Origin of the sequence: Salmonella sp. 32020114201800008SM (assembly GCF_017572025.1) — a bacterium.
Classification (GTDB): domain Bacteria; phylum Pseudomonadota; class Gammaproteobacteria; order Enterobacterales; family Enterobacteriaceae; genus Salmonella; species Salmonella enterica.
Genome location: NZ_JAGEQM010000001.1, coordinates 383,876 through 410,266, shown reverse-complemented (window position 1 = coordinate 410,266; position 26,391 = coordinate 383,876). Strand labels below are relative to the sequence as shown.

Below are 26,391 nucleotides of genomic sequence, written 5' to 3'. Positions count from 1 at the left end.
ATCTAGCGCCAAAAAACAGAATTTTTTATCAAATTTGCAAAACATGAACGATTCAGCCGCTAAGCAGCCATAATGCCTTGAAAATGGCCTGCGAGGGCTGATAATTCGCTCAAATTTGACAGCAAAACATCATTAAACCTCTGCTGGGATCAAGAAATTAACATTAAATTAACTTATTAAATTTATGCGCTTCATTAGCTTAGCCGCCCGGACGCCGTTTTTTTCGACATATCGGCAAATGTTATCATCAAAGATAGGATACATGACACGATGCGTGAAAAATCCCGCAGACATCCATATGGTTTAAATGCAATAATCAGCCACGTTTCTAGTCAATAACAATACCAGTACCTGGTTTGCGCAAGGCGAAGGATTATTTTTATGAAGCTTAAGAACACTCTCCTGGCGTCGGCTCTGCTTTCTGCGGCTGCTTTTTCTGTCCATGCAGCAACAGAACTGACGCCGGAGCAAGCGGCTGCACTAAAACCTTATGACCGCATCGTTATTACCGGTCGTTTTAATGCTATTGGCGATGCGGTCTCCGCCGTGTCCCGCCGCGCAGATAAAGAAGGCGCAGCCTCCTTCTATGTTGTCGACACCTCGGAGTTCGGCAACAGTGGTAACTGGCGTGTTGTGGCGGACGTGTATAAAGCCGACGCGCCGAAAGCCGACGCGCCCAAAAATCGTGTCATTAATGGCATCGTGGAATTACCGAAAGACCAGGCCGTACAATTAGAACCGTATGACACCGTCACCGTTCAGGGCTTCTACCGTAGCCAGCCGGAAGTTAACGATGCCATTACGAAAGCGGCGAAACAAAAAGGCGCATACGCTTTCTATATTGTTCGTCAGATAGATGCGAATCAGGGCGGAAACCAGCGCATCACTGCATTTATCTATAAACAAGATGCGAAAAAACGCATCGTCCAGAGCCCGGACGCTATTCCGGCAGACTCTGAAGCTGGCCGCGCCGCGCTGGCTCAGGGCGGCGAAGCTGCGAAGAAAGTCGAAATTCCAGGCGTCGCCACGTCAGCCTCGCCGAGCGCCGAAGTGGGCCGTTTCTTCGAAACGCAATCCTCCAAAGGCGGACGTTACACTGTCACACTTCCGGATGGCACAAAAGTTGAGGAGCTGAATAAAGCGACGGCTGCGATGATGGTGCCTTTCGACAGCGTTAAGTTCACCGGCAACTACGGCAATATGACAGAAATCTCCTATCAGGTCGCCAAACGCGCGGCGAAGAAAGGCGCTAAGTATTATCATATTACGCGTCAGTGGCAGGAGCGCGGCAATAACATCACCATCAGCGCCGACCTCTATAAATAAGGCGCGCGTCGCCATCAGGCTTTCTCGCCGGATGGCGGCATACCTGCCTTATCAGGCCTACACGATCGTTCAACGGTAGGCCTGATAAGCCGCCATCCGGCACTTTCTCGCGGGTTGCCAGTTCCGTCAAATATCGCGATGAATCTCACTTTTCGCTTTTTTGGCGATAAATCTTATCCAGGCCGTTGCATGCGGTCCCTTCTCTCCGTAAAATCCCGCGCCTTAGTGGCTTTCACCATTTTTATGCGTTTTGCCATAATAATTATTCTTCCAATTTCATTTTTATAGCTGGATACCAATGGAAAAAAAACTGGGACTGAGCGCGCTGACCGCGCTGGTTTTAAGCTCAATGCTTGGCGCAGGTGTTTTCAGCCTGCCCCAGAATATGGCCGCTGTTGCCAGTCCGGCTGCGTTGTTAATTGGCTGGGCCATTACCGGCGTGGGGATACTCTTACTGGCATTCGCCATGTTAATCCTCACGCGCATTCGCTCCGAGCTTGACGGCGGTATCTTTACTTACGCCCGCGAAGGCTTCGGCGAACTGATTGGCTTTTGTTCTGCCTGGGGCTATTGGCTGTGCGCGGTCATCGCCAACGTATCCTATTTGGTTATCGTTTTTTCAGCGCTGAGTTTCTTTACCGATACGCCTGCCCTGCGTCTGTTTGGCGACGGTAATACCTGGCAGGCTATTGTCGGCGCTTCAGTCTTGCTCTGGATTGTCCATTTCCTCATCCTGCGCGGCGTACAAACGGCAGCCAGCATCAATCTGGTCGCGACTCTGGCGAAACTGTTGCCGCTCGGCGCGTTTATTGTGCTGGCTATCATGATGTTCAAACTGGATACCTTCACACTGGACTTCACCGGTGTTGAACTCGGTATTCCCGTATGGGAACAGGTCAAGAACACCATGCTTATTACGCTGTGGGTGTTTATTGGCGTTGAAGGCGCCGTCGTCGTCTCGGCCCGAGCGAAAAATAAACGCGATGTAGGCCGCGCCACGCTACTGGCAGTACTCGCAGCGCTGGGAATATATCTCCTGGTCACGCTGCTTTCTCTTGGCGTTCTTGCGCGTCCGGAACTGGCGGAGATGCGCAACCCGTCGATGGCCGGTCTGATGGTGAAAATGATGGGGCCGTGGGGAGAAATTATTATTGCAGCGGGACTGATTGTGTCTGTCTGCGGGGCTTATCTAAGCTGGACTATTATGGCGGCGGAGGTGCCATTTCTGGCGGCAGCCTATAAATCCTTCCCGGGCATCTTCGCGCGACAAAATGCGCAAGGCGCGCCTTCTGCGTCGTTATGGCTCACCAATATCTGTGTGCAAATCTGTCTGGTGCTGATCTGGCTTACCGGTTCAGACTACAACACGCTATTGACGATTGCGTCAGAAATGATTCTGGTGCCCTACTTTCTGGTCGGCGCATTTCTGCTGAAGATTGCAACGCGTCCCCTCCATCGGGCGGTCGGTATCGGAGCCTGTATTTATGGCTTATGGTTGTTATACGCGTCGGGCCCTATGCACCTGCTGCTGTCCGTCGTACTGTACGCGCCTGGATTACTGGTTTTCCTGTATGCGCGTCGGACGCACAAGCATGACAACGTGTTAAATCGTCAGGAAGTCGTGCTGATTGGTTTATTGCTGGTCGCGGCGGTTCCGGCTACGTGGATGCTGGTGGGTTGACAACCTCCCCATCGTAATATCCGTCTGTATTACGATGGGGAAACCACGGTCTTTGCCAATATTAATGCCATTTAATCCAGCAAAAAATCAGCAGCCACGCGCTTAGCCCCCAGCAGACCACCGCACCGCCAAGCGCGACGGGCAGGCGCATCACGCCGCTGAAATACCATAGCGTTGCAAGATAAATGAAATAAGGAATGATCGACCACATGCTAAAGACGATGGTGGTACGCATCGCGTCGATGCCCCGCTCGCTGGCCACGATATAGTGCGCGATAAGCGCAAACGTTGGAAACAGAGGAATTAATCCGGCGATATAATAATTTTTTGTTTTTGACAGCAGACCAATCAATACGACGACCAGCGCCCCCAGGGCAGCTTTAATCACGAGTCCCATTACCTTGCCTTAACATGCTAATAACAACAGCGTGTAGCATAACGGAACCGCTCTCGTTTAGAAAAGATTTATGGAAGGGAAAACAGAGGCGGTGTATGTTGGCGTTTTCTATTCTCCATTTATAATATGAACCGCATTGTATTTGTTGAAGATGACGCTGAAGTGGGTTCTCTCATTGCCGCTTATCTGGCGAAACATGATATTGATGTCATTGTTGAGCCGCGTGGTGACCGGGCGGAGGATCTTATCCTCACCACTCAGCCCGATCTGGTTTTACTGGATATTATGCTTCCAGGTAAAGATGGCATGACGATATGCCGCGATTTACGCCACCGCTGGCAAGGCCCGATTGTCCTGCTCACCTCGCTGGACAGTGATATGAATCATATTCTGGCGCTGGAGATGGGCGCCTGCGACTACATCCTCAAAACCACGCCTCCGGCCGTTTTGCTGGCGCGTCTGCGCTTACACCTGCGGCAAAGCGAACAAACGCAACAGGCAAAAAGTCTTCAGGAGAGCGCGCTTACGCCGCATAAAGCGCTGCGTTTTGGCGCGTTAACCATCGATCCCCTTAACCGGGCGGTCCAGCTCAATGGCGATTTCATATCGCTCTCCACCGCCGATTTTGAATTGCTCTGGGAACTGGCGACACACGCCGGACAAATTATGGATCGCGACGCGTTGCTAAAAACGCTGCGCGGCGTCAATTATGATGGTCTGGATCGCAGCGTGGATGTGGCGATTTCCCGCCTGCGTAAGAAACTGCTGGATAGCGCTGCTGAGCCCTATCGTATAAAGACCATTCGCAATAAAGGCTATCTTTTTGCCCCTCATGCCTGGGACGAAACGACGGGATAAGTTAGCCGACAAATTTTACCTGCCTTTATCAAGTCATAGTGGCGATGCTCATCACCGCCACTGTTCAAAAAACAGACATTGTATATATGAATGCTATTTTTATTAGTCGAAACGGCCCCTTTATTACCGTTTTCTCTGCGTTGTGGTTCATGATTACGTCTTTTTCGCTCAAGAAAGTTAAATTAAAAAAACTCGAAGCCAGTTCACAAAATTGATAACAGAATGTCTGCCCGCCGCTATATTGCCATCTTTTTTCGCAAATTGTGAAATAAAACAAATCACAGACATGAATACATAATAACAAATATATTCACCATAAATATATGCGTTTCCGATAGTAACTTTTGTATTAATTAATAACATATAAGAAAAGTTAGCATTTGCTGAAATAATATTATTCAGATTAGGATGCCTTTGATTCAACGAATCTGTAGAAGTTCAATCTTTTGCAAATAAGTTAAGTTTTTAAGGATAAAAAAATGAAAAGAAAAGTATTGGCACTTGTCATCCCGGCTCTGCTGGCTGCTGGCGCAGCACACGCCGCTGAAGTTTATAACAAAGACGGCAATAAGCTGGACCTTTACGGTAAAGTAGACGGCCTGCACTATTTCTCTGACAATAGTGGCTCTGACGGCGACCAAACCTATGTTCGTTTCGGTTTTAAAGGCGAAACGCAGATTAACGACCAACTGACCGGTTACGGCCAGTGGGAATATAACGTTCAGGCTAACACTACCGAAGGCGAAGGCGCTAATTCCTGGACTCGTCTGGCATTCGCCGGCCTGAAATTCGGCGACTACGGCTCATTCGACTATGGTCGTAACTACGGCGTCCTGTACGACGTGGAAGGCTGGACCGATATGCTGCCTGAGTTCGGCGGCGACTCCTATACTTACGCTGACAACTACATGACCGGTCGTGCTAACGGCGTGGCCACCTACCGTAACACTGATTTCTTCGGTCTGGTAGACGGTCTGAGTTTTGCTCTACAATACCAGGGCAATAATGAAAATAGCGGTAACGGTAATGAAGGTACAAATAACCGTACTGATGATGACGATTTCCGTAGAGAAAACGGAGATGGTTTTGGTATTTCTACCACTTACGATTTTGGCATGGGCTTTAGCGCAGGTGCTGCTTACACAACATCTGACCGTACAAACGATCAGGTTTCGCGTGGCGAACAGTATGCAAAAGGCGATAAAGCAGATGCATGGACTGCTGGCTTGAAATATGATGCCAACAACATCTATTTAGCCACTATGTATTCTGAAACCCGGAATATGACGCCATATGGCTCTTTGGATTCTGATGCTCATGGTGGTGTGGCTAATAAAACACAAAACTTTGAAGTTACTGCGCAGTACCAATTTGATTTCGGTTTACGTCCGGCAGTTTCCTTCCTGATGTCTAAAGGTAAAGACCTTGTCAATAACGGCGTAAATGATGACAAAGATTTGGTCAAATATGCTGATGTCGGCGCCACCTACTATTTCAACAAAAACTTCTCCACCTATGTTGATTATAAAATCAACCTGCTGGATGACGACGATAACTTCTATGCAGATAACGGCATTAATACCGATGACGTTGTCGCGCTGGGTATGGTTTACCAGTTCTAATTATTCATTAATTCTTCTCAAGCCCGCCGTTTCGGCGGGCTTTTCTTGTCTATGGAAAACCCCCAGCTAGGCTGGGGGTTCCGGAAAGCTTTCAGCTTTAAGCCAGTTATTAAAACCCCTTTTGATTTGTTAAAACATCTTGCGGTCTGGCAACTGCAAAAGTTCAACAAGAAATCAAAAGGGGGTCCCAATGGGGGACGAAAAGAGCTTAGCGCACACCCGATGGAACTGTAAATATCACATAGTTTTCGCGCCCAAATACCGAAGACAAGCGTTCTATGGAGAGAAGCGTAGGGCAGTAGGCAGCATATTAAGAAAATTGTGTGAATGGAAAAACGTACGAATTCTGGAAGCAGAATGTTGTGCAGATCATATTCACATGCTTCTGGAGATCCCGCCGAAGATGAGTGTGTCGAGTTTCATGGGATATCTGAAGGGTAAAAGTAGTCTGATGCTTTACGAGCAGTTTGGGGATCTAAAATTCAAATACAGGAACAGGGAGTTCTGGTGCAGAGGAGAGGGTACTATGTCGATACGGTGGGTAAGAACACGGCGAAGATACAGGACTACATAAAGCACCAGCTTGAAGAGGATAAAATGGGTGAGCAATTATCGATCCCTTATCCGGGCAGCCCGTTTACGGGCCGTAAGTAACGAAGTTTGATGCAAATGTCAGATCGTATGCGCCTGTTAGGGCGCGGCTGGTAAGAAAGCCTTACAGGCGCATCAGAAAAACCTCCGGCTATGCCGGAGGATATTTATTTTTCTATCACCACCGTTCTAAAAACAGAACGCACTGTTCCCTGGGTACGGATTGAACGATTCTTGTTCGCTCTCTATGGTTTGCTTATCGCCCGACAAAAGGAACATGCTAATGATCAGTCTCGTCCCGTCTCTGCTTTCCAGAACCGCGCTTCTCTTTCTGCTCACGGCCACAGGCGCAGCCACCGCCGCCCGCCCGGCAGCGGATATTATTTTACATAACGGTAATATCATCACTCTGAATGATGCCCAGCCGCAGGCCAGCGCGCTGGCGATTTCCGGCTCGCGGATTGTGGCGATTGGCGATGATACGGCGACAAATGAATGGCGCGGCGACCATACCCGTACCATCGATTTACAGGGTAAAACCGTGATACCCGGCCTGACCGATACCCACATTCATGCCATTCGCGGCGGACAAACCTGGACATTCGAAACCTACTGGTACGACAGCCCTTCGCTTAAAGACGCGCTGGATAAATTACGCGCCGACGCTAACCGTCGTCCCCACGATCAATGGGTAGCCGTAGTGGGATCGTGGATACCGGCGCAATTTGCAGAAAACCGGGCGCCGACGGTAGCCGAATTGAGCCACGCCCTTCCCGATCATCCGGCTTATATTCAGTATCTTTACGACTATGCGTTAGTGAATCAGCGCGGTATAGACGTACTTGGTCTTAACGACACCCCTCCTCCTGATTTAGCGGGAATCCGCGTAGAGCGCGACGCAAAAGGTAGCGCCACGGGGAAATTATTTGGTGACATCGCCGCGTTCAATCAGCTTTTTGCCAGCATAAGTCGTAACGCCGATCGCGAGGGTGGTCTGCGGCAATTTTTCGCTGATATGAACGCTCGCGGCGTGACCGGCATCATTGACCCCTCTGCCGGGCCTGCCGCCGCTTATGAGCCTTTATTTGCAATGCGAAACCAGGGGGATTTACCGCTGCGCGTGGGGTATCGCATTCCGGTACAGCCAGAAGCGAAAGGTCATGAAGCGCAGTGGTTCAGCAACCTGATGGCCTTTCGCCCGGCGCGTGCCGATGACGGGCAACTGGCTTTTCTTGGTCTGGGGGAAAGCCTGGTGGCCGGAATGAATGACGGCGTGCGGATGGCCCCAGGGTTTTCTTCCTCAGAGCAGGACAAAACCGCGCTTCGCCAGGTCGCGACGTTTGCGGCAAAACGGGGAATACCGCTTGAGATCCATGCCTATACCGATGACAGCGCCGACACGATATTGACGATTTTTGAGCAGGTAGCGCAGCAGTACGATCTGCGCCCTCTCCGTTGGTCTATTGCGCATCTGAATACCGGTTCGCCACAGACGCTTGAGCGAATGCGTAAGCTGGGTCTGGCATACACTGTGCAAATGGGGCCTTACTTTGAGGGGCTTGCCATCCGTGACGCCAATCCACCCGGCGCGACGGACAATTCGCCGCCGGTTCGACTGGCGCTGGATAAAGGGCTTGTCGTGGCTGGCGGTACCGATTCGACGCGTATTGGCATTGCCGGTGTCTGGCACGCTATCGAATATCATATCACCGGTATAGCGTCAGGCGGTTCCGTGCGTAAACCCGCCAGCGAGCGGCTCACGCGTCTGGAAGCGCTAGCGTTATATACACGTCATGCCGCCTGGCTCGCCTTTGCCGAACAACACCGGGGCCAGCTTAGCGTCGGAAAACAGGCCGATCTGGCGGTACTCAATCAGCCATTTATGACGATGCCGGAAGACAGAATTGATACCATTCGCGCTGTTTTGACACTTGTCGATGGACGCATTGTTCACGAAAGTCCGGACCTTAACGCCGGACAATGAGGTTGTCAGTTGACGCAAAGCCTGCTTTTATAACCCACCAGCGGCGCTGACGGGAAATCTTTTCCGCCAGCGCCGCGATAGAGTTAATGTATTGAGATCCGGTGGGCGTTGATGAAAAAGCTGTTTGTGCAGTTTTACCTTTTGCTGTTCGTCTGTTTTCTGGTCATGACCTTATTGGTCGGACTGGTGTACAAATTCACCGCCGAACGCGCGGGCAGGCAATCGCTCGACGATCTGATGAAAAGTTCGCTCTATCTGATGCGCAGCGAACTGCGGGAAATTCCGCCGCGTGAATGGGGGAAAACGTTAAAAGAGATGGACCTGAACCTCTCTTTCGATTTACGCGTTGAACCGTTAAATCACTATAAGCTTGATGCCGCCACCTCGCAGCGACTGCGTGAAGGCGATATTGTCGCGCTTGACGATCAATACACCTTTATTCAACGTATCCCGCGCAGCCATTACGTCCTGGCGGTTGGCCCGGTTCCCTATCTCTATTTCCTGCATCAAATGCGACTACTGGATATCGCCTTAATGGCGCTCATTGCCTTTTCTCTCGCCTTTCCTGTGTTTATCTGGATGCGCCCGCACTGGCAAGAAATGCTCAGGCTCGAATCCGCCGCGCAGCGCTTTGGCGAGGGTCATTTGACTGAACGCCTGCATTTCGATAATGGTTCCAGTTTCGAACGTCTGGGCGTCGCGTTCAACCAGATGGCGGATAACATTAATGCCCTGATCGCCAGTAAAAAACAGCTGATTGACGGTATCGCCCATGAGCTTCGCACGCCGCTGGTACGTTTACGCTATCGGCTTGAAATGAGTGAAAATCTGACACCGCCGGAATCACAGGCGCTCAATCGCGATATTGGTCAACTGGAAGCGCTGATTGAAGAACTGCTCACCTATGCGCGCCTTGACCGACCGCAAAATGAACTGATGTTGACCGAACCCGACCTCCCCGCCTGGTTGCTCGCGCATTTGCAGGATGTGCAAAGCGTGACCCCGGAACGCGCCGTAAACCTTGTCACATGTGTAATCGGCGATTATGGCGCGCTTGATATGCGGTTAATGTCGCGAGTGCTGGATAACCTGCTGAATAATGCGTTGCGCTACAGTCGTACCACCGTTCAAGTCAGCCTGTTACTCGACGGCAGTCAGGCAACGCTGATAGTTGAAGATGACGGCCCCGGCATTGAAGCGGATGCGCGTGAGCGCATATTTGAACCTTTTGTCAGACTCGACCCCAGTAGAGACCGGGCGACAGGCGGCTGCGGGCTTGGACTCGCCATCGTACACTCTATCGCCCTGGCGATGGGCGGTAGCGTCGTCTGTGACGAGAGCGAACTGGGCGGCGCAAAATTTAGCTTTCACTGGCCGGTCTGGCACGCGATGCCCAACGTGACCGCTGCCTGACGTATTTTGCACGCTGGTTGAGCGGCGGGAACTGTGCTATACAGATAGTATGTTGTAACTAAAGTGAGTGATACCATGTCCCGCTACGATCTCGTTGAACGCCTGAATGGCACTTTTCGCCAGATAGAACAACACCTGGCGGCGCTGACGGATAATCTACAGCAGCATTCGCTACTTATCGCCCGTGTCTTTTCACTGCCGCAGGTGACCAAAGAGGCGGAACATGCGCCGCTGGATACTATCGAGGTAACGCAACATCTGGGGAAAGAGGCCGAAACGCTGGCGCTATGTCACTATCGCCATTTGTTTATTCAACAGCAGTCCGAAAATCGCAGCAGTAAAGCCGCCGTCCGCCTGCCTGGCGTTTTATGCTATCAAGTGGATAATGCGACACAGCTAGATCTGGAAAATCAGGTACAGCGCATTAACCAGTTGAAAACCACCTTCGAGCAGATGGTTACGGTAGAGTCCGGTCTTCCCTCAGCGGCACGTTTTGAGTGGGTGCATCGGCATCTACCCGGCTTAATTACTCTGAACGCTTACCGCACGCTGACGCTTATCAATAACCCCGCCACCATACGTTTCGGCTGGGCAAATAAACATATTATTAAAAATTTAAGCCGGGATGAGGTTCTGAGCCAGTTGAAAAAAAGCCTCGCGTCGCCGCGCAGCGTCCCGCCGTGGACGCGCGAACAATGGCAATTCAAGCTGGAACGGGAATATCAGGATATCGCTGCCTTACCGCAGCAGGCCCGACTCAAGATTAAGCGTCCGGTTAAAGTACAGCCGATCGCCCGCATCTGGTATAAGGGCCAGCAGAAACAGGTGCAACACGCCTGTCCCACGCCGATTATCGCGTTAATCAACACGGACAACGGCGCTGGCGTGCCGGATATTGGCGGGCTGGAAAACTATGACGCCGACAATATTCAGCACCGTTTTAAACCACAGGCGCAGCCGCTGCGACTGATTATTCCGCGACTGCACCTGTATGTGGCGGATTAACGTCCCGGCGTCATACTGCCAACCATCAACTCCGGACGTACCCAGGCGTCGAACTCCTCGTCGCTAAGGTATCCTAATGCCACGGCTGAGGCTTTGAGCGTCAGCCCTTCTTTATGCGCCTTCTTCGCAATCTCCGCCGCTTTATCGTAACCGATGTGCGTATTGAGCGCAGTGACCAGCATCAGCGACTCATTCAGCAACTGCGTAATACGCTCGCGGTTTGGCTCGATTCCTGACGCACAGTGTTGATTGAAGCTCGCCATGCCATCGGCCAGCAGGCGCACCGTTTGCAGAAAATTATGGATAACCATCGGACGATAGACGTTGAGCTCAAAGTTGCCCGATGCGCCCCCCATATTGATGGCCACATCGTTACCCATCACCTGGCAACATAGCATCGTTACCGCTTCACACTGGGTCGGGTTCACTTTACCAGGCATAATGGAACTGCCTGGCTCATTTTCCGGGATGGCAATCTCGCCAATGCCGCAGCGCGGGCCGGACGCCAGCCAGCGAACATCGTTGGCGATTTTCATCAGCGAGGCCGCCAGTCCTTTTAATGCGCCATGCGCCTGTACCAACGCGTCACAGGTCGCCAGCGCTTCGAATTTATTCGGGGCGGTAACAAACGGCGCTGCGGTAATCGTCGCCAGTTCCTCGGCCACGCGCCGGGCATATTCCGGGTGGGTATTAAGCCCTGTCCCTACTGCGGTTCCGCCGAGCGCCAGTTCCGCGACGTGCGGTAAACTGTGCTCAATGTGCCTGAGGTTATGTTCCAGCATAGCTACCCAACCGGAAATCTCCTGGCCTAAGGTGAGCGGCGTCGCGTCCTGCAGGTGAGTACGGCCAATTTTGACAATATCGGCGAAAGCGTGGGATTTATCGCGAAGCGTATCCGTTAATGCAGATAATTGCGGGATGAGGTGTTCGCGTAACGCCAGTAACGCCGCCACGTGCATGGCGGTTGGGAACACATCGTTTGAGCTTTGACTCTTATTGACGTCATCATTGGGATGCACCTTGCGTTCCATACCGCGAACGCCGCCCAAAATTTCACTGGCGCGGTTCGCTAACACCTCATTCATATTCATGTTGCTTTGCGTACCGGACCCGGTCTGCCAAATCGCCAGCGGAAACTCATCAGCATGTTTTCCCGCCAGCACTTCATCAGCCGCCTGGATAATCGCGCTGGCTTTTTCCGCCGCCAACAACCCTAAGTCCTGGTTGACCTTCGCAGCGGCGCGCTTGGTCAACGCCAGAGCGTGAATGAGCGAGACGGGCATTTTCTCCGTGGAAATCCGAAAATGCTCCAGCGAACGTTGAGTCTGCGCCCCCCACAGTTTATCTGCCGGGACTTCAATCGCGCCCATTGAATCTTTCTCGCGGCGTACCGTTACCATTACCTGCTCCTTACTCAAGTTGATGAGATCATGTGTCGACATTGCTCACATGTTTGCGGTCTTATGAGTATTAACGATAACAACACAACGGTGTAGACCGGATAAGGCGCTTGCGCCGTTCTCCGGCAAAATAGCGAATCATGTTACCGCCCCGCAGGGCGGCGACATTACTTAACGCAGCGTGCGCACTGCGATGACTGAATCTGCTGGAAGAAATCGTTGCCTTTATCATCCACCAGAATAAAGGCCGGAAAATCCTCCACTTCAATTTTCCAGATAGCCTCCATACCCAGTTCAGGATATTCCACGCACTCCAGGCGCTTGATACTGCCCTGCGCCAGAACGGCTGCCGGGCCGCCGATACTGCCCAGGTAGAAGCCGCCATGTTTCTTACAGGCATCGGTCACCTGCTGGCTGCGGTTGCCTTTCGCCAGCATGATCATACTGCCGCCCTGCGACTGGAGCTGATCAACATAAGAGTCCATTCGTCCTGCGGTAGTCGGCCCAAGCGACCCGGAGGCATACCCTTCCGGCGTTTTTGCCGGCCCCGCATAATAGATAGGATGATCTTTGATGTACTGCGGCAAACCTTCGCCTCTGTCCATCCGTTCTTTCAGTTTAGCGTGCGCGATGTCGCGGCCCACAATAATCGTGCCGTTCAGCGACAGGCGCGTTGATACCGGATACTGCGACAGTTGTTGCAGTATCTCGCTCATGGGACGGTTAAGATCAACGCGCACCGCCTCGCCCTCTCCCGCCTGGCGCAGCGCCTCTGGAATATATTTACCGGGATTGCGCTCCAGCTTCTCGATCCAGATCCCGTCCCGGTTGATCTTCGCTTTAATGTTTCGATCCGCGGAGCAGGACACGCCCATACCTACCGGACACGATGCCCCGTGGCGCGGCAATCGGATGACACGAATATCGTGAGCGAAATACTTGCCGCCGAACTGCGCGCCTAAGCCAAGATTTTGCGCCTCAAGCAACAATTCTTTTTCCAGCTCAATATCGCGGAAGGCCTGCCCGTGTTCATTGCCTTCGGTCGGTAGCGCATCATAGTATTTTGCCGAGGCCAGCTTAACGGTCTTCAGGTTCGCTTCCGCCGAGGTGCCGCCAATGACAAACGCAATGTGATACGGCGGACAGGCGGCGGTGCCCAGCGTACGCATCTTATCGACGAGATAATTTTTGAGCTTACCCGGCGTCAGAAGCGCTTTTGTCTCCTGATAGAGGTAGGTTTTATTCGCCGATCCGCCGCCTTTAGCGATACAGAGGAATTTATATTCATCGCCATCGACGCTGTAGAGATCGATCTGCGCCGGCAGGTTAGTACCGGTATTGACCTCTTTGTACATATCCAGCGCCGCGTTCTGTGAATAGCGCAGGTTATCTTCGATATAGGTATTATATACGCCGCGAGCCAGCGCCGCTTCATCACCTCCGCCAGTCCAGACTCGTTGGCCTTTTTTGCCGACAATAATGGCCGTACCGGTATCCTGGCAGGTGGGCAACACGCCCTTGGCCGCGATATCGGAGTTTCGCAGGAATTGCAGCGCGACATATTTGTCGTTTTCACTGGCCTGCGGATCGCGCAGAATATCCGCCACCTGCTGCTGATGCGCGGGACGTAGCATAAAAGACGCATCGTGGAAGGCCTGACGCGCCAACAGCGTTAGCGCTTCCGGCGCGACTTTCAGGATCTCTTGTCCTTCAAATTCGGCGACGGAAACATGTTCGCTGGTCAACAAGTAGTACTCGGTATCGTCCTTTTTGAGGGGAAAAGGGTCTTGATAAAAGAAGGGTTTGTTTGACATTGTGCTCTCACTTACCGCTCGGTATGGTTATTCTCTGGGCAGGTGTTCCATTGCCCGACTCAAAGCGAGTAACACTATCCTACACAATTTTTTAACAAAAACTGAGACAAGTACGACTTTTTACGCCCGGAGGTTACTTCATGCGGGTTTCTTGGTTTAATACCTCCCATTGATCTCCACATTGAAACAGGGCTTGATAATGCAAAAACTCATTAACTCAGTGCAAAACTATGCCTGGGGAAGTAAAACTGCGTTAACGGAACTTTATGGCATCGCCAATCCGCAGCAGCAGCCAATGGCTGAACTCTGGATGGGCGCGCATCCCAAAAGCAGCTCGCGAATCACCACCGCCAACGGCGAAACCGTCTCCCTGCGTGACGCCATCGAAAAGAATAAAACCGCCATGCTGGGCGAAGCGGTAGCCAACCGTTTCGGCGAACTGCCGTTTCTGTTTAAAGTACTGTGCGCCGCGCAGCCGCTCTCTATTCAGGTGCACCCGAATAAGCGCAATTCCGAAATCGGTTTCGCGAAAGAAAATGCGGCGGGTATCCCCATGGATGCCGCAGAGCGGAACTATAAAGATCCTAACCATAAACCAGAGCTGGTTTTTGCCCTGACGCCTTTCCTGGCGATGAACGCGTTCCGCGAATTTTCTGACATTGTCTCTTTACTGCAACCTATCGCCGGCGCGCATTCCGCTATCGCCCACTTTTTGCAGGCGCCGAATGCTGAACGTCTGAGCCAGCTTTTCGCCAGCCTGTTGAATATGCAAGGCGAAGAAAAATCCCGCGCGTTAGCCGTACTCAAAGCGGCGCTTAACAGCCAGCAAGGCGAACCGTGGCAAACGATCCGCGTGATTTCAGAGTATTATCCTGACGACAGCGGGCTTTTCTCTCCTTTGTTGCTGAATGTGGTCAAACTGAATCCCGGCGAGGCGATGTTCCTGTTTGCCGAAACGCCTCATGCTTATCTGCAGGGCGTTGCGCTGGAAGTCATGGCAAACTCCGATAACGTTCTGCGCGCTGGCCTTACGCCAAAATATATCGACATCCCTGAGCTGGTCGCGAACGTGAAGTTCGAACCTAAGCCTGCTGGCGAGTTACTGACTGCCCCGGTAAAAAGCGGCGCGGAGCTGGACTTCCCAATTCCGGTTGACGATTTTGCTTTTTCACTGCACGACCTGGCGCTTCAGGAGACGAGCATCGGCCAACACAGCGCCGCGATTCTGTTCTGCGTTGAGGGTGAGGCGGTGTTACGTAAAGATGAACAGCGTCTGGTACTGAAGCCGGGTGAATCGGCCTTTATCGGCGCGGATGAGTCTCCGGTTTACGCCAGCGGCACGGGCCGTTTAGCGCGTGTTTATAACAAGCTGTAGCAACGTACTGAATTTTTTAACAACTCTTGCTAAGCTTATAACAGACGTAAAACTCCTCCAGGCGGTTTAATCCGCCTGGTTTCATTTTTATGGACAATTGATATGAAAAAAACACTGGTAGCTGCAGGTGTAGTAATTGCACTTGGCATCGTCTGGACAGGCGGCGCCTGGTATACGGGGAAAAAGCTGGAGAACCATCTTGCAGAAATGGTGACTCAGGCCAATGAACAGCTCAAGCGTACTGCGCCGGAGGCCGGTGTCGAATTAAGTTATCAAAACTACCAGCGCGGCGTGTTCAGTAGCCATCTGCAACTGGTTGTCAAACCGGTTGCCGGCGCAGACAATACCTGGTTGAAGCCCGGGCAAAGCATTGTGCTGGACGAGTCCGTTTCACATGGCCCCTTCCCGCTCGCCCAGCTCAAAACGCTCAATCTGATCCCTTCTATGGCGTCGGTAAAAACCACTCTGGTGAATAACGATGCGGCAAAACCCCTCTTTGATATTGCGAAAGGCGACGCGCCCTTTGTTATCAATACCCGCATTGGTTATGGCGGCGATACCCGCTCCGATATCTCTCTCAAGCCGTTAAACTACGAGAATGCCGGTGAAAAGGTCGCCTTTAGCGGCGGCGAGTTCCAGCTTAACGCCGATAAAGACGGTAATGTGGTTTCGCTGTCAGGCGAAGCGCAGAGCGGCCTGGTCGATGCCGTTAACGAATATAATCAGAAGGTCCAACTCACCTTTAATAATTTGAAAACCGACGGTACCAGTAAACTGGCAAGCTTTGGCGAACGTGTGGGCGACCAAAAGTTAACGCTGGATAAACTGTCCATCGCCATTGAGGGTAAAGAGATGGCGGTGCTGGAAGGGATGGAAATTGCCGGCAAGTCCGATCTCGTCAACGACGGAAAAACCATTAACAGCCAGTTGGATTACTCGCTTAACAGCCTGAAAGTGCAGAATCAGGATTTGGGCAGCGGTAAATTAACGCTGAAAGTCGGCCAAATCGACGGCGAAGCCTGGCACCAGTTTAGTCAGCAATATCATGCGCAAACGCAGGCGCTGCTGAATCAGCCGGACGTGGCGCAGAATCCTGAGCTTTATCAGCAAAAAGTCACTGAAGCGTTCTTTAGCGCTCTCCCCGTGCTGTTAAAAGGCGATCCGGTTCTGACCCTGGCGCCGCTTAGCTGGAAAAACGCCAAAGGAGAAACCACGCTGAATCTGTCGCTGTTCCTCAAAGATCCGGCAACCACAACGGCACAACCGCAAACGCTGGCGCAGGAAGTCGACCGCTCCGTGAAATCGCTGGATGCGAAACTGGCAATTCCAATGGACATGGCGGTCGAGTTTATGACGCAGATAGCAAAACTGGAAGGCTATCAGCAGGATGATGCGGAAAAACTGGCAAAACAGCAGGTGCAGGGGCTGTCCGCAATGGGTCAGATGTTCCGACTGACAACGCTGAAGGATAATACTATCGCCTCCAGTTTGCAGTACGCCAATGGCCAGATCACGCTCAACGGACAAAAAATGCCGTTGGAAGACTTTGTCGGCCTGTTTGGAATGCCAGCGCTTTCCGTACCGGACGTTCCGGCGCTGCCTCAACAATAATCGCCTTGCCGGGTGTCGCGACGCTGCACCCGGTCTGCGCCGAACGACGCGCAGCCTCTACTTTTGCGTTACCAGGCGAGCGGCTATCGTTTGACTCCGCACATGGTGCTCGTCGTGAGCATTAGGCGGCACGGAAAACATCGTGAGTCTGGACAACTGCATCCCCCCTACGCCTGTCAGTGAAAGATATGTCGTTTGTCGATGTCCAGGCATTGAAGGACAATCACGCGACAGGCATCGTACAGCTCAATCAGCATAATTTGCAGGTAATTATCGGCCCGCAGGTTCAGTCGGTAAAAGATGAAATGGTTGGCCTGATGAATACCGTTCAGGCATAAGGAAGGGATATGTTCGATTTTTCACAGGAAGTTGACCGACGCGGGACATGGTGTACGTAGTGGGATTATGTCGCCGATCGTTTTGGCGAAGCCGATCTGCTCCCCTTTACGATCTCGGATATGGATTTTGCCACCGCACCGTTCGCTGATACTGTCTACAGGCGGGGGGTTGACCCTTTATCCTGAGAGGCGATAACAGAGACGCCCCCGTGAGCTGACCGGGGGCGCGTTAAAGAGAATGATACAAAATTTCTCCCGCGCTCTCGCGAAGTTGCAACGTAATGACTCCGTTTTTGCAAAATTTCCAGAGCATTATCAATCTGTAGTATAATGGTGCGCACTTTTATTAAAAATTGAGTGCGCCCATGATTGATATTACGCTTCCTTTGACTGACATCCACCGCCACCTTGATGGCAACATTCGCGCCCAAACAATTCTGGATCTTGGTCGGCAGTTCAACATCGCCCTTCCCGCCCAAACGCTGGAAACGCTGATTCCGCATGTCCAGGTCACCTCAACCGAACCCGATTTAGTAAGCTTTCTCACTAAGCTCGATTGGGGGGTAAAAGTCCTGGCATCGCTTGACGCCTGCCGCCGTGTGGCCTTTGAAAATATTGAAGATGCCGCACGTAACGGCCTGCATTACGTCGAGCTTCGCTTTTCGCCCGGCTATATGGCGATGGCGCATCAGTTACCGATAGCAGGCGTGGTTGAAGCCGTTATCGACGGCGTACGCGACGGCTGTAACACGTTTGGCGTCGAGGCGCGACTCATTGGCATTATGAGCCGTACCTTCGGCGAGGCGGCATGTTTACAGGAGCTTGATGCGCTGCTGGCGCACAGAGAGAACATCACCGCGCTGGATTTAGCCGGTGATGAGCTGGGCTTTCCCGGCAGTCTGTTTTTGTCGCACTTTAATCGGGCGCGCGATGCGGGCTGGCATATTACCGTTCACGCTGGCGAAGCCGCAGGGCCGGAAAGTATCTGGCAGGCGATTCGCGAACTGGGGGCCGAGCGTATCGGACATGGCGTAAAAGCAGTCGAAGATCGCGCGTTAATGGATTTTCTTGTACAACAGCGTATCGGTATTGAATCCTGTCTGACCTCGAATATTCAGACCAGTACCGTCGCATCGCTGGCAGATCATCCGCTCAAAACCTTCCTTGAACATGGCGTTCTCGCCAGTCTTAATACGGACGATCCGGCTGTTCAGGGCGTAGATATTATCCATGAATATCACGTTGCCGCGCCAGCGGCAGGATTGAGCCGCGAACAGATTCGCCAGGCGCAGATTAACGGTCTGGAAATCGCCTTTTTGAACGATGGCGAAAAACGTGCGCTGCGCGAAAAAGTGGCCGCGGCGTAAAATTGCTTTATTGATGCTAACGCCCTCTCTCCGCCTGCGATTTAATGCTATCCCAGGCGGAGAAATGCGACATCTCAGGCAAGACACAGCGTCGCGCGATGTTTTGCCGATTCCATGCCCAGTTCAATCAACTCCATAATTTGAATCGCCTGGCTTGCCGGCACGGGATTTTCACCGTTACCGTTTAACGCATCGCGGATGGCGGCATAATATGCCGGATAGTTACCCGGCAACGTAAGCCAGTTCTCTTCTTTGCGCGTCTCTCCCTCAACCAGAGTCAATACGCCGTCACGCATGTCGTATCCCCAGTCTTCCTGCGGTAAACGCTCGCCGTTTTTTAACCGTTCTTCCTGAGGATCGAGGCCATATTTTACATAGCTACCGCGCGAACCATGAACGATGTATCGCGCGGATTCCGCCGCGGCCAGCATCGTACCGTGCAAAATCACGCGGCGCTGGGGGTAGGATAAAATCGCGTGGAAATAATCTGTAGATTGCGCGCCCGGACGCAGTTGCGCTAAATCCACCGTCATGCTGACCGGCAGGCCAAAAAGTTGAATTGCCTGATCCAACAAGTGCGGCGCCAGATCGTACCAGATACCACTTCCCGGCCCGCCTTGCTCGCGCCAGCGGTCGCGCACCTGGGGACGGAAGCGATCAAAGTGGGATTCAAACAAGGACACCTCGCCGAGCACGCCATCCGCCAGCAAGGCTTTCAGCGTCAAAAAATCGCTGTCCCAGCGTCGGTTGTGGAAGACGGAAAGTACCCGGCCAGTGCTCCGCGCAAGCGCATCCAATTCTCGCGCCTGTGACAGTGTCACGGTAAAGGGTTTATCAACCACCACATGCTTACCGGCTTCCAGCGCAGCTTTCGCCAGCGGGAAATGGGTATCGTTGGGCGTCGGGATCACGATCAGGTCGATATGCGGATCGTTAAATAAATGTCGGGGCTCAGAGACCACGGAAACCGCCGGCCAATCTGCTTTCACTTTTGTTTCATCGCTGCTGGATACCGCCGCAAGCTCTAGCCCTGGCGTTCCCATAATTAAGGGCGCATGAAAGGTTTTACTGGCGTAGCCATAACCGATTAACCCAACGCGGATTTTATCATTCATCTCACTGCCTCCGGTTTTAGATATCGCTATTCCACACCATCGTGCGATTAGCCGCAATAGCGTCCTGACCATCAACGTAGCATCAAATGATTAACTTGTTACAGAACAGAGGCTGAAAACGTTTCCCTCCCTCTTGCCGACCGTTCGCCAGGAAAGTAACATTTACCCCCTGTGTTTATGGATAAATCAAAGCAAATGTCGTCAATAATGAATCGTCTTATTGAATTAACTGGGTGGATAGTTCTCGTTATCTCAGTCATTCTTTTAGGTATTGCCAACCATATTGACAATTACCAACCACCAGAGCCCACGGCTTCCGTTCAGAAGAAGTAAGCGTCAGATAATGTAAAGGCATTTTCGCGTGGCACGGTAAGCGGCGCCCCGGGGGGTGCAAAGAAAAGTCAAAAACCGGCAAAAAAAACGAAATATGTCCTATCTGGTCTGACGTTTATTGCCTGTTGTAGGAAAGCGCGTTAACCTTTCGCCCCAGGCGCCATGTGGCGCCTGACTCTTTACCGGTAAGAATATTCCCTTTTTACCTGCACCCCTGACCTCTCACTGGTGCGGTTTTGTTTATTTTTTATCAGTGACTACTCCGTTGGCATTATATTTAATATGGATCAACTTTATATGACTGTTCAGGATTATCTATTAAAATTCCGCAAAATTAGTTCGCTCGAAAGTCTGGAAAAACTGTTCGACCACCTTAACTATACCCTTACTGATGACATGGACATTGTTAATATGTATCGCGCTGCAGATCACCGCCGTGCCGAACTGGTTTCCGGAGGACGCCTGTTTGATGTAGGTCAGGTTCCGCAATCCGTCTGGCGCTATGTGCAATAAAGAAAGTAGCGTTTAACATCAAAAACCTTATAATATTTGCCCCAAAATGAGCGGCATGACCGTTAATGCGCGTAACCCCGGAGAAGATATGACTACAACACCGCCACAACGAATTGGAGGCTGGCTTCTTGGCCCGTTAGCCTGGCTGTTAGTCGCGTTGTTGAGCGCCTCGCTGGCGTTATTACTCTACGTTATGGCGCTTGCCACACCGCAAACGTTCAAGACGCTTAGCGGACAGGAAACCGGTAATTTACTGCTATGGGGCATTTCATTTATTACCGCTATCGCCATGTGGTACTATACCCTGTGGTTGACGATCGCATTCTTCAAGCGCAGACGCTGCGTGCCGAAGCATTACATTATCTGGCTGCTGGTGTCGGTGTTACTGGCGGTTAAAGCATTTGCCTTTTCGCCCGTCTCAGATGCCTTTGCCGTGCGTCAGTTACTCTTCCCACTGTTGGCGACGGCGCTCATTGTGCCTTATCTCAAACGTTCAGCGCGCGTTAAAACAACGTTTGTTAATCCGTAATAACCCTACAGTTAACCTGTTGTCGCCTGTGGTAGTTTGACAGATAATAGGCGGCTTTTTTATTTCAGGCCGAAACATGACTGATTACCTGCTGCTCTTTGTCGGAACTGTACTGGTCAATAACTTTGTACTGGTCAAATTCCTGGGCCTTTGTCCCTTTATGGGCGTATCCAAAAAACTGGAAACCGCCATGGGGATGGGCCTCGCGACGACCTTTGTCATGACGCTGGCGTCGATATGCGCCTGGCTTATCGACACCTGGATACTTATTCCGCTGGATCTGATTTATCTGCGGACGCTGGCCTTTATCCTCGTCATTGCTGTGGTCGTGCAATTTACCGAAATGGTTGTGCGGAAAACCAGCCCGGCGTTATACCGCTTGTTAGGCATCTTCTTACCACTGATTACCACTAACTGTGCGGTTCTGGGCGTAGCGTTACTGAATATTAATCTCGGTCATCACTTTCTTCAGTCGGCGCTGTACGGATTTTCCGCCGCCGTCGGCTTTTCATTAGTGATGGTTCTGTTTGCCGCCATCCGCGAACGCCTTGCCGTGGCGGATGTGCCCGCCCCTTTTCGTGGTAACGCGATAGCATTGATTACCGCAGGATTAATGTCTTTGGCCTTTATGGGCTTTAGTGGTTTGGTGAAGTTGTAATGAATACTATCTGGATTGCCGTTGGCGCCCTGACCCTTCTGGGTCTGGTGTTCGGCGCCATTCTGGGTTATGCCTCCCGCCGATTCGCGGTTGAAGATGATCCGGTTGTTGAAAAAATCGATGCGATTTTGCCGCAGAGTCAGTGTGGTCAGTGCGGCTATCCCGGCTGTCGCCCCTACGCCGAAGCCGTGGGTCTCCAGGGCGAGAAAATCAATCGTTGCGCGCCCGGCGGCGAAGCCGTCATGCTGAAAATGGCAGAGTTGCTAAACGTAGAGCCGCAACCATGCGATGGTGAAGAACAGCAGGCCGCGCCAATACGTATGCTGGCAGTTATTGATGAAAATAACTGCATTGGCTGCACAAAATGCATTCAGGCCTGCCCGGTTGACGCCATCGTTGGCGCAACGCGCGCCATGCACACGGTCATGAGCGATCTCTGTACTGGCTGTAATCTGTGCGTCGATCCGTGTCCGACGCACTGCATCGAATTACGTCCGGTGAATGAGACGCCCGACAGTTGGAAATGGGATTTGAACACCATTCCCGTTCGCATCATTCCCGTGGAACAACATGCTTAAACTATTTTCCGCTTTCAGAAAAGATAAAATCTGGGATTTCGACGGTGGTATTCATCCGCCCGAAATGAAGACCCAGTCAAACGGCACGCCGCTGCGCCAGGTGCCTTTAGCGCCGCGCTTCGTTATCCCCTTAAAACAGCACATTGGCGCTGAGGGCGAGCTGTGCGTTAGCGTCGGCGATCGCGTGCTACGCGGCCAGGCGCTTACCCGTGGACGTGGGAGAATGCTGCCGGTACACGCGCCCACCTCCGGGACGGTTATCGCTATTGCCCCCCACTCGACGGCGCATCCTTCGGCGCTGGCGGAGTTAAGCGTCATCATTGATGCCGACGGCGAAGACCGCTGGATTGAACGCGAGGGCTGGTCTGATTACCGCGCCCACAGCCGTGAAGCGCTCATTGAACGCATTCATCAGTATGGCGTTGCCGGGCTTGGCGGCGCAGGGTTTCCCACCGGCGTTAAATTGCAGGGCGGCGGCGATAAAATCACCACGCTTATTATCAATGCCGCAGAGTGCGAACCTTACATTACGGCGGACGATCGTTTGATGCAGGACTGCGCCGCGCAGATTGTGGAAGGTATTCGCATCCTGGCGCATATTCTGCAACCGCGTGAGGTATTAATCGGCATTGAAGATAACAAACCGCAGGCTATTTCCATGCTGCGCGCCGTACTGGCTGACACCCACGATATTTCGTTACGTGTGATCCCAACCAAATACCCTTCCGGCGGCGCAAAACAGCTCACCCAAATACTGACGGGAAAACAGGTTCCCCACGGCGGGCGCTCCTCTGATATTGGCGTGCTGATGCAAAACGTCGGTACGGCTTATGCCGTTAAACGCGCCGTGATTGACGGCGAACCGATCACAGAACGCGTTGTCACCTTAACGGGTGAAGCGGTAAGCCGTCCGGGTAACGTCTGGGCGCGGCTCGGCACTCCCGTTCGTCATTTGCTTAACGATGCCGGGTTCTGCCCTTCCGCTGACCAGATGGTCATCATGGGCGGCCCGTTGATGGGATTCACCCTTCCCTGGCTTGACGTACCGGTCGTAAAAATCACCAACTGCCTGCTGGCGCCATCCGTGACTGAAATGGGAGCGCCTCAGGAAGAGAAAAGCTGTATTCGTTGCAGCGCTTGCGCTGACGCTTGCCCTGCCGACCTTTTACCGCAGCAGCTTTATTGGTTCAGCAAAGGGCAGCAGCATGACAAGGCTACCGCTCACCATATTGCTGATTGTATAGAATGCGGCGCCTGCGCCTGGGTCTGCCCGAGTAATATTCCGCTCGTCCAATATTTCCGTCAGGAAAAAGCGGAGATTAATGCGATCAGGCTTGAAGAAAAACGCGCCGCCGAAGCCAAAGCACGTTTTGAGGCTCGTCAGGCAAGACTGGAGCGCGAAAAAGCCGCCCGCCTTGCACGTCATAAGAGCGCAGCGGTACAACCAGCGGCAAAAGATCAGGATGCCATTGCCGCTGCGCTGGCGCGGGTAAAAGAGAAACAGGCGCAGGCCACGCAACCGGTGGTTATTCAGGCGGGTAGTCTGCCAGACAATAGCGCCGTCATCGCGGCCCGTGAAGCGCGTAAAGCGCAAGCGCGCGCTAAACAAGCCGCTCATCCGGTGGCTGACAGCGCGATATCCGGCGGCGATCCGCGTAAAGCCGCGGTGGAAGCGGCCATCGCCCGCGCCAAAGCCCGCAAACAGGAGCAGCAGGCCGGAAGCGAACCTGCCGAACCGGTCGATCCGCGCAAAGCCGCGGTGGAGGCGGCCATCGCCCGCGCCAAAGCCCGCAAACAGGAGCAGCAGGCCGGAAGCGAACCTGCCGAAGCGGTCGACCCGCGCAAAGCCGCGGTGGAAGCGGCTATCGCCCGCGCCAAAGCCCGCAAGCAGGAGCAGCAGGCCGGAGGCGAACCTGCCGAAGCGGTCGATCCGCGCAAAGCCGCGGTGGAAGCGGCTATCGCCCGCGCCAAAGCCCGTAAGCAGGAGCAGCAGGCCGGAAGCGAACCTGCCGAACCGGTCGATCCGCGTAAAGCCGCGGTGGAAGCGGCCATCGCCCGCGCCAAAGCTCGTAAACAGGAGCAGCAGGCCGGAAGCGAACCTGCCGAACCGGCCGACCCGCGTAAAGCCGCGGTTGCTGCGGCTATCGCCCGCGTTCAGGCAAAAAAAGCAGCACAGCAGCAGGTTGTTAACGAGGATTAAATGGTATTCAGAATCGCAAGCTCGCCTTATACCCATAACCAGCGCCAGACATCGCGAATCATGTTGCTGGTATTAATCGCCGCTCTGCCGGGGATTGCCGCGCAGACGTGGTTTTTTGGTTGGGGAACGCTTTTCCAGATCGTTCTGGCTGCTATCACGGCGCTCGTCGCAGAAGCCATTGTCCTCAGGCTGCGCAAACAATCGGTCGCCAGTCACCTGCAGGATTATTCCGCGTTATTGACGGGGCTTTTGCTGGCGGTCAGCATCCCTCCGCTTGCGCCCTGGTGGATGGTCGTGCTGGGAACCGGATTCGCCATTATTATCGCTAAACAGTTATATGGCGGGCTGGGACAAAACCCCTTTAATCCGGCCATGATCGGTTACGTGGTGCTATTAATTTCCTTTCCGGTGCAAATGACAAGCTGGTTGCCGCCTTATGAAATAGCCGCAACAACGCCCGATATGCTGGACACGTTGCGGATGATTTTTACCGGGCATACCGCCAGCGGCGGCGATATGACGCTGCTACGTATCGGTATTGACGGTATCAGCCAGGCGACGCCGCTGGATACTTTTAAAACGTCCTTGCGCGCCGGGCACTCCGTTGAGCAAATCATGCAGTACCCGATATACAGCGGTGCGCTGGCTGGCGTGGGCTGGCAGTGGGTTAACCTCGCCTGGCTTGTCGGCGGCGTATTCCTGCTGTGGCAAAAAGCCATCCGCTGGCATATCCCGGTCAGTTTTCTGCTGACGCTGGCGCTATGCGCCGCGTTAGGTTGGCTTTTCTCGCCCGCTACGCTGGCCTCGCCGCAGCTTCATCTGCTGTCAGGCGCCACCATGCTGGGCGCATTTTTTATCTTGACGGATCCGGTTACCGCCTCCACGACCAACCGTGGACGTTTAATTTTCGGCGCGCTGGCTGGGGTATTAGTGTGGCTGATTCGTAGCTTCGGCGGCTACCCGGACGGCGTTGCTTTTGCTGTCCTGTTGGCGAATATCACGGTTCCTCTGATCGACTACTACACGCGCCCCCGCGTCTATGGACATCGCAAAGGATAAACCATGCTGAAAACGATTCGTAAACACGGTATTACGCTGGCGCTTTTTGCCGCAGGCTCTACGGGATTGACCGCGGTGATTAATCAGATGACAAAATCAACCATCCACGAACAAGCGCTGCAACAACAACATGCCTTGTTTGATCAGGTATTGCCGCCAGATCGTTACAATAATAATCTGCAAGAGAGTTGTTATCTGGTCGATGCGCCCGCCCTCGGCAAAGGCACACACCGTGTTTTTATCGCTCGCAAGGATGATAAACCCGTAGCGGCCATCATTGAGGCCACCGCGCCAGATGGCTATTCCGGCGCTATCCAGCTTATTGTTGGCGCAGATTTCAACGGTACCGTCCTGGGGACGCGTGTGACGGAACATCATGAGACGCCAGGGTTAGGTGATAAAATTGAGCGCCGTTTGTCTGACTGGATTACCCACTTTAGCGGTAAAACCATCAGCGGTGAAAATGATACGCACTGGGCGGTGAAAAAGGATGGCGGTGATTTTGATCAATTTACCGGGGCGACAATAACGCCGCGCGCCGTGGTGAATGCGGTTAAACGCGCCGGGCTGTACGCCGAATCACTGCCCGCTCAGCTCCCCCATTTAACCGCCTGTGGAGAATAA

Annotated in this window: 22 protein-coding genes and 3 pseudogenes; 21 read left to right on the top strand and 4 right to left on the bottom strand. The window is 52.8% G+C overall.

All coding sequences use genetic code 11. From position 1 onward, the window contains the following. Positions 1 to 381: 381 nt before the first annotated feature. Positions 382 to 1,326: a DUF1471 family protein YdgH gene (ydgH, locus tag J4613_RS02120; RefSeq protein ID WP_000769294.1), complete on the top strand. Its 945-nt coding sequence runs from the start codon at positions 382 to 384 to the stop codon at positions 1,324 to 1,326. Positions 1,327 to 1,624: 298 nt separating this feature from the next. Further along, complete coding sequence (locus J4613_RS02115) at positions 1,625 to 3,007, top strand: amino acid permease (RefSeq protein WP_000412353.1); 1,383 nt, start codon at positions 1,625 to 1,627, stop codon at positions 3,005 to 3,007. A 61-nt stretch (positions 3,008 to 3,068) separates the two neighbouring features. Here J4613_RS02115 and J4613_RS02110 read toward each other — a convergent pair whose 3' ends face one another. Further along, entirely contained in the window at positions 3,069 to 3,404 is a 336-nt protein-coding gene (locus J4613_RS02110; protein WP_000524877.1) for a GlpM family protein, read from the bottom strand. A 126-nt stretch (positions 3,405 to 3,530) separates the two neighbouring features. On the opposite strand from J4613_RS02110, the gene rstA reads away from it, so the two are divergent. The 6 genes and pseudogenes from rstA to tus all read left to right on the top strand — a co-directional run bounded on the left by rstA (position 3,531) and on the right by tus (position 10,877). After that, positions 3,531 to 4,262 (top strand): two-component system response regulator RstA, encoded by a 732-nt coding sequence (gene rstA / locus J4613_RS02105; RefSeq protein ID WP_001080048.1) that lies wholly within the window; start codon positions 3,531 to 3,533, stop codon positions 4,260 to 4,262. Between the two features lie 479 nt (positions 4,263 to 4,741). After that, on the top strand, positions 4,742 to 5,884 hold the full coding sequence (ompC, locus tag J4613_RS02100; protein WP_023180972.1) for a porin OmpC: 1,143 nt from the start codon (positions 4,742 to 4,744) through the stop codon (positions 5,882 to 5,884). A 190-nt stretch (positions 5,885 to 6,074) separates the two neighbouring features. Then, positions 6,075 to 6,538 (top strand): annotated as a pseudogene (gene tnpA / locus J4613_RS02095) (IS200/IS605-like element IS200F family transposase). Positions 6,539 to 6,752: 214 nt separating this feature from the next. Further along, a complete protein-coding gene (locus J4613_RS02090) occupies positions 6,753 to 8,459 on the top strand; it encodes an amidohydrolase (RefSeq protein WP_111742361.1) in 1,707 nt (568 codons plus the stop codon). Between the two features lie 111 nt (positions 8,460 to 8,570). After that, complete coding sequence (gene rstB / locus J4613_RS02085) at positions 8,571 to 9,872, top strand: two-component system sensor histidine kinase RstB (RefSeq protein WP_111742362.1); 1,302 nt, start codon at positions 8,571 to 8,573, stop codon at positions 9,870 to 9,872. A 75-nt stretch (positions 9,873 to 9,947) separates the two neighbouring features. Continuing rightward, complete coding sequence (gene tus / locus J4613_RS02080) at positions 9,948 to 10,877, top strand: DNA replication terminus site-binding protein (RefSeq protein ID WP_111742363.1); 930 nt, start codon at positions 9,948 to 9,950, stop codon at positions 10,875 to 10,877. Here tus and fumC read toward each other — a convergent pair. Next, on the bottom strand, positions 10,874 to 12,277 hold the full coding sequence (gene fumC / locus J4613_RS02075) for a class II fumarate hydratase (RefSeq protein WP_000259117.1): 1,404 nt from the start codon (positions 12,275 to 12,277) through the stop codon (positions 10,874 to 10,876). The genes tus and fumC overlap by 4 nt on opposite strands. Positions 12,278 to 12,444: 167 nt before the next feature. Next, complete coding sequence (fumB, locus tag J4613_RS02070; protein ID WP_000066601.1) at positions 12,445 to 14,091, bottom strand: class I fumarate hydratase; 1,647 nt, start codon at positions 14,089 to 14,091, stop codon at positions 12,445 to 12,447. Between the two features lie 199 nt (positions 14,092 to 14,290). Here fumB and manA point away from each other — a divergent pair, with 199 nt between their 5' ends. From manA to add, 5 genes and pseudogenes are all read left to right on the top strand, one after another. Further along, complete coding sequence (gene manA / locus J4613_RS02065) at positions 14,291 to 15,466, top strand: mannose-6-phosphate isomerase (protein ID WP_001523908.1); 1,176 nt, start codon at positions 14,291 to 14,293, stop codon at positions 15,464 to 15,466. 102 nt (positions 15,467 to 15,568) lie between these two features. Then, positions 15,569 to 17,077 carry a YdgA family protein gene (locus tag J4613_RS02060; protein WP_000753325.1) on the top strand — a complete coding sequence of 503 codons (1,509 nt, stop codon included), beginning with the start codon at positions 15,569 to 15,571 and terminating at the stop codon, positions 17,075 to 17,077. Between the two features lie 118 nt (positions 17,078 to 17,195). Continuing rightward, a pseudogene (locus J4613_RS02055) lies at positions 17,196 to 17,415 on the top strand (glucose PTS transporter subunit EIIB); the annotation flags it as partial. A gap of 9 nt (positions 17,416 to 17,424) precedes the next feature. Next, positions 17,425 to 17,556 (top strand): annotated as a pseudogene (locus tag J4613_RS02050) (transcriptional regulator); the annotation flags it as partial. A gap of 224 nt (positions 17,557 to 17,780) precedes the next feature. After that, positions 17,781 to 18,782 carry an adenosine deaminase gene (gene add / locus J4613_RS02045; protein WP_111742364.1) on the top strand — a complete coding sequence of 334 codons (1,002 nt, stop codon included), beginning with the start codon at positions 17,781 to 17,783 and terminating at the stop codon, positions 18,780 to 18,782. Positions 18,783 to 18,856: 74 nt separating this feature from the next. Here add and J4613_RS02040 read toward each other — a convergent pair whose 3' ends face one another. Beyond that, a complete protein-coding gene (locus J4613_RS02040; protein WP_000998242.1) occupies positions 18,857 to 19,897 on the bottom strand; it encodes an oxidoreductase in 1,041 nt (346 codons plus the stop codon). Positions 19,898 to 20,104: 207 nt separating this feature from the next. Between J4613_RS02040 and blr the strand changes: the two genes are divergently transcribed. From blr to rsxG, 8 genes are all read left to right on the top strand, one after another. Next, positions 20,105 to 20,230, top strand: a complete 126-nt coding sequence (blr, locus tag J4613_RS02035) for a division septum protein Blr (protein ID WP_001708800.1) — start codon at positions 20,105 to 20,107, stop codon at positions 20,228 to 20,230. Positions 20,231 to 20,527: 297 nt separating this feature from the next. Further along, a complete protein-coding gene (ydgT, locus tag J4613_RS02030; protein ID WP_000217946.1) occupies positions 20,528 to 20,743 on the top strand; it encodes a transcription modulator YdgT in 216 nt (71 codons plus the stop codon). A gap of 88 nt (positions 20,744 to 20,831) precedes the next feature. Further along, positions 20,832 to 21,272 carry a DUF2569 domain-containing protein gene (locus J4613_RS02025; protein ID WP_000214061.1) on the top strand — a complete coding sequence of 147 codons (441 nt, stop codon included), beginning with the start codon at positions 20,832 to 20,834 and terminating at the stop codon, positions 21,270 to 21,272. A gap of 76 nt (positions 21,273 to 21,348) precedes the next feature. Beyond that, positions 21,349 to 21,930, top strand: a complete 582-nt coding sequence (gene rsxA, locus J4613_RS02020; RefSeq protein ID WP_000133179.1) for an electron transport complex subunit RsxA — start codon at positions 21,349 to 21,351, stop codon at positions 21,928 to 21,930. Beyond that, the gene (gene rsxB / locus J4613_RS02015) at positions 21,930 to 22,508 is read left to right on the top strand and encodes an electron transport complex subunit RsxB (RefSeq protein WP_111742365.1); all 579 of its coding nucleotides are present in this window, start codon (positions 21,930 to 21,932) and stop codon (positions 22,506 to 22,508) included. Before rsxA ends, rsxB begins: the two co-directional genes overlap by 1 nt. Further along, positions 22,501 to 24,708 carry an electron transport complex subunit RsxC gene (gene rsxC, locus J4613_RS02010; protein WP_111742366.1) on the top strand — a complete coding sequence of 736 codons (2,208 nt, stop codon included), beginning with the start codon at positions 22,501 to 22,503 and terminating at the stop codon, positions 24,706 to 24,708. The genes rsxB and rsxC overlap by 8 nt, the downstream gene beginning before the upstream one ends. After that, positions 24,709 to 25,767, top strand: a complete 1,059-nt coding sequence (rsxD, locus tag J4613_RS02005) for an electron transport complex subunit RsxD (RefSeq protein WP_000231891.1) — start codon at positions 24,709 to 24,711, stop codon at positions 25,765 to 25,767. It begins immediately after the preceding gene. Between the two features lie 3 nt (positions 25,768 to 25,770). After that, complete coding sequence (gene rsxG / locus J4613_RS02000) at positions 25,771 to 26,391, top strand: electron transport complex subunit RsxG (protein ID WP_000920822.1); 621 nt, start codon at positions 25,771 to 25,773, stop codon at positions 26,389 to 26,391.

Bases quoted from the DNA above. Each gene is read 5' to 3' on its own strand.
- ydgH (WP_000769294.1), top strand. From the start codon at position 382: ATGAAGCTTAAGAACACTCTCCTGGCGTCGGCTCTGCTTTCTGCGGCT.
- J4613_RS02115 (WP_000412353.1), top strand. From the start codon at position 1,625: ATGGAAAAAAAACTGGGACTGAGCGCGCTGACCGCGCTGGTTTTAAGC.
- J4613_RS02110 (WP_000524877.1), bottom strand. From the start codon at position 3,404: ATGGGACTCGTGATTAAAGCTGCCCTGGGGGCGCTGGTCGTCGTATTG.
- rstA (WP_001080048.1), top strand. From the start codon at position 3,531: ATGAACCGCATTGTATTTGTTGAAGATGACGCTGAAGTGGGTTCTCTC.
- ompC (WP_023180972.1), top strand. From the start codon at position 4,742: ATGAAAAGAAAAGTATTGGCACTTGTCATCCCGGCTCTGCTGGCTGCT.
- J4613_RS02090 (WP_111742361.1), top strand. From the start codon at position 6,753: ATGCTAATGATCAGTCTCGTCCCGTCTCTGCTTTCCAGAACCGCGCTT.
- rstB (WP_111742362.1), top strand. From the start codon at position 8,571: ATGAAAAAGCTGTTTGTGCAGTTTTACCTTTTGCTGTTCGTCTGTTTT.
- tus (WP_111742363.1), top strand. From the start codon at position 9,948: ATGTCCCGCTACGATCTCGTTGAACGCCTGAATGGCACTTTTCGCCAG.
- fumC (WP_000259117.1), bottom strand. From the start codon at position 12,277: ATGGTAACGGTACGCCGCGAGAAAGATTCAATGGGCGCGATTGAAGTC.
- fumB (WP_000066601.1), bottom strand. From the start codon at position 14,091: ATGTCAAACAAACCCTTCTTTTATCAAGACCCTTTTCCCCTCAAAAAG.
- manA (WP_001523908.1), top strand. From the start codon at position 14,291: ATGCAAAAACTCATTAACTCAGTGCAAAACTATGCCTGGGGAAGTAAA.
- J4613_RS02060 (WP_000753325.1), top strand. From the start codon at position 15,569: ATGAAAAAAACACTGGTAGCTGCAGGTGTAGTAATTGCACTTGGCATC.
- add (WP_111742364.1), top strand. From the start codon at position 17,781: ATGATTGATATTACGCTTCCTTTGACTGACATCCACCGCCACCTTGAT.
- J4613_RS02040 (WP_000998242.1), bottom strand. From the start codon at position 19,897: ATGAATGATAAAATCCGCGTTGGGTTAATCGGTTATGGCTACGCCAGT.
- blr (WP_001708800.1), top strand. From the start codon at position 20,105: ATGAATCGTCTTATTGAATTAACTGGGTGGATAGTTCTCGTTATCTCA.
- ydgT (WP_000217946.1), top strand. From the start codon at position 20,528: ATGACTGTTCAGGATTATCTATTAAAATTCCGCAAAATTAGTTCGCTC.
- J4613_RS02025 (WP_000214061.1), top strand. From the start codon at position 20,832: ATGACTACAACACCGCCACAACGAATTGGAGGCTGGCTTCTTGGCCCG.
- rsxA (WP_000133179.1), top strand. From the start codon at position 21,349: ATGACTGATTACCTGCTGCTCTTTGTCGGAACTGTACTGGTCAATAAC.
- rsxB (WP_111742365.1), top strand. From the start codon at position 21,930: ATGAATACTATCTGGATTGCCGTTGGCGCCCTGACCCTTCTGGGTCTG.
- rsxC (WP_111742366.1), top strand. From the start codon at position 22,501: ATGCTTAAACTATTTTCCGCTTTCAGAAAAGATAAAATCTGGGATTTC.
- rsxD (WP_000231891.1), top strand. From the start codon at position 24,709: ATGGTATTCAGAATCGCAAGCTCGCCTTATACCCATAACCAGCGCCAG.
- rsxG (WP_000920822.1), top strand. From the start codon at position 25,771: ATGCTGAAAACGATTCGTAAACACGGTATTACGCTGGCGCTTTTTGCC.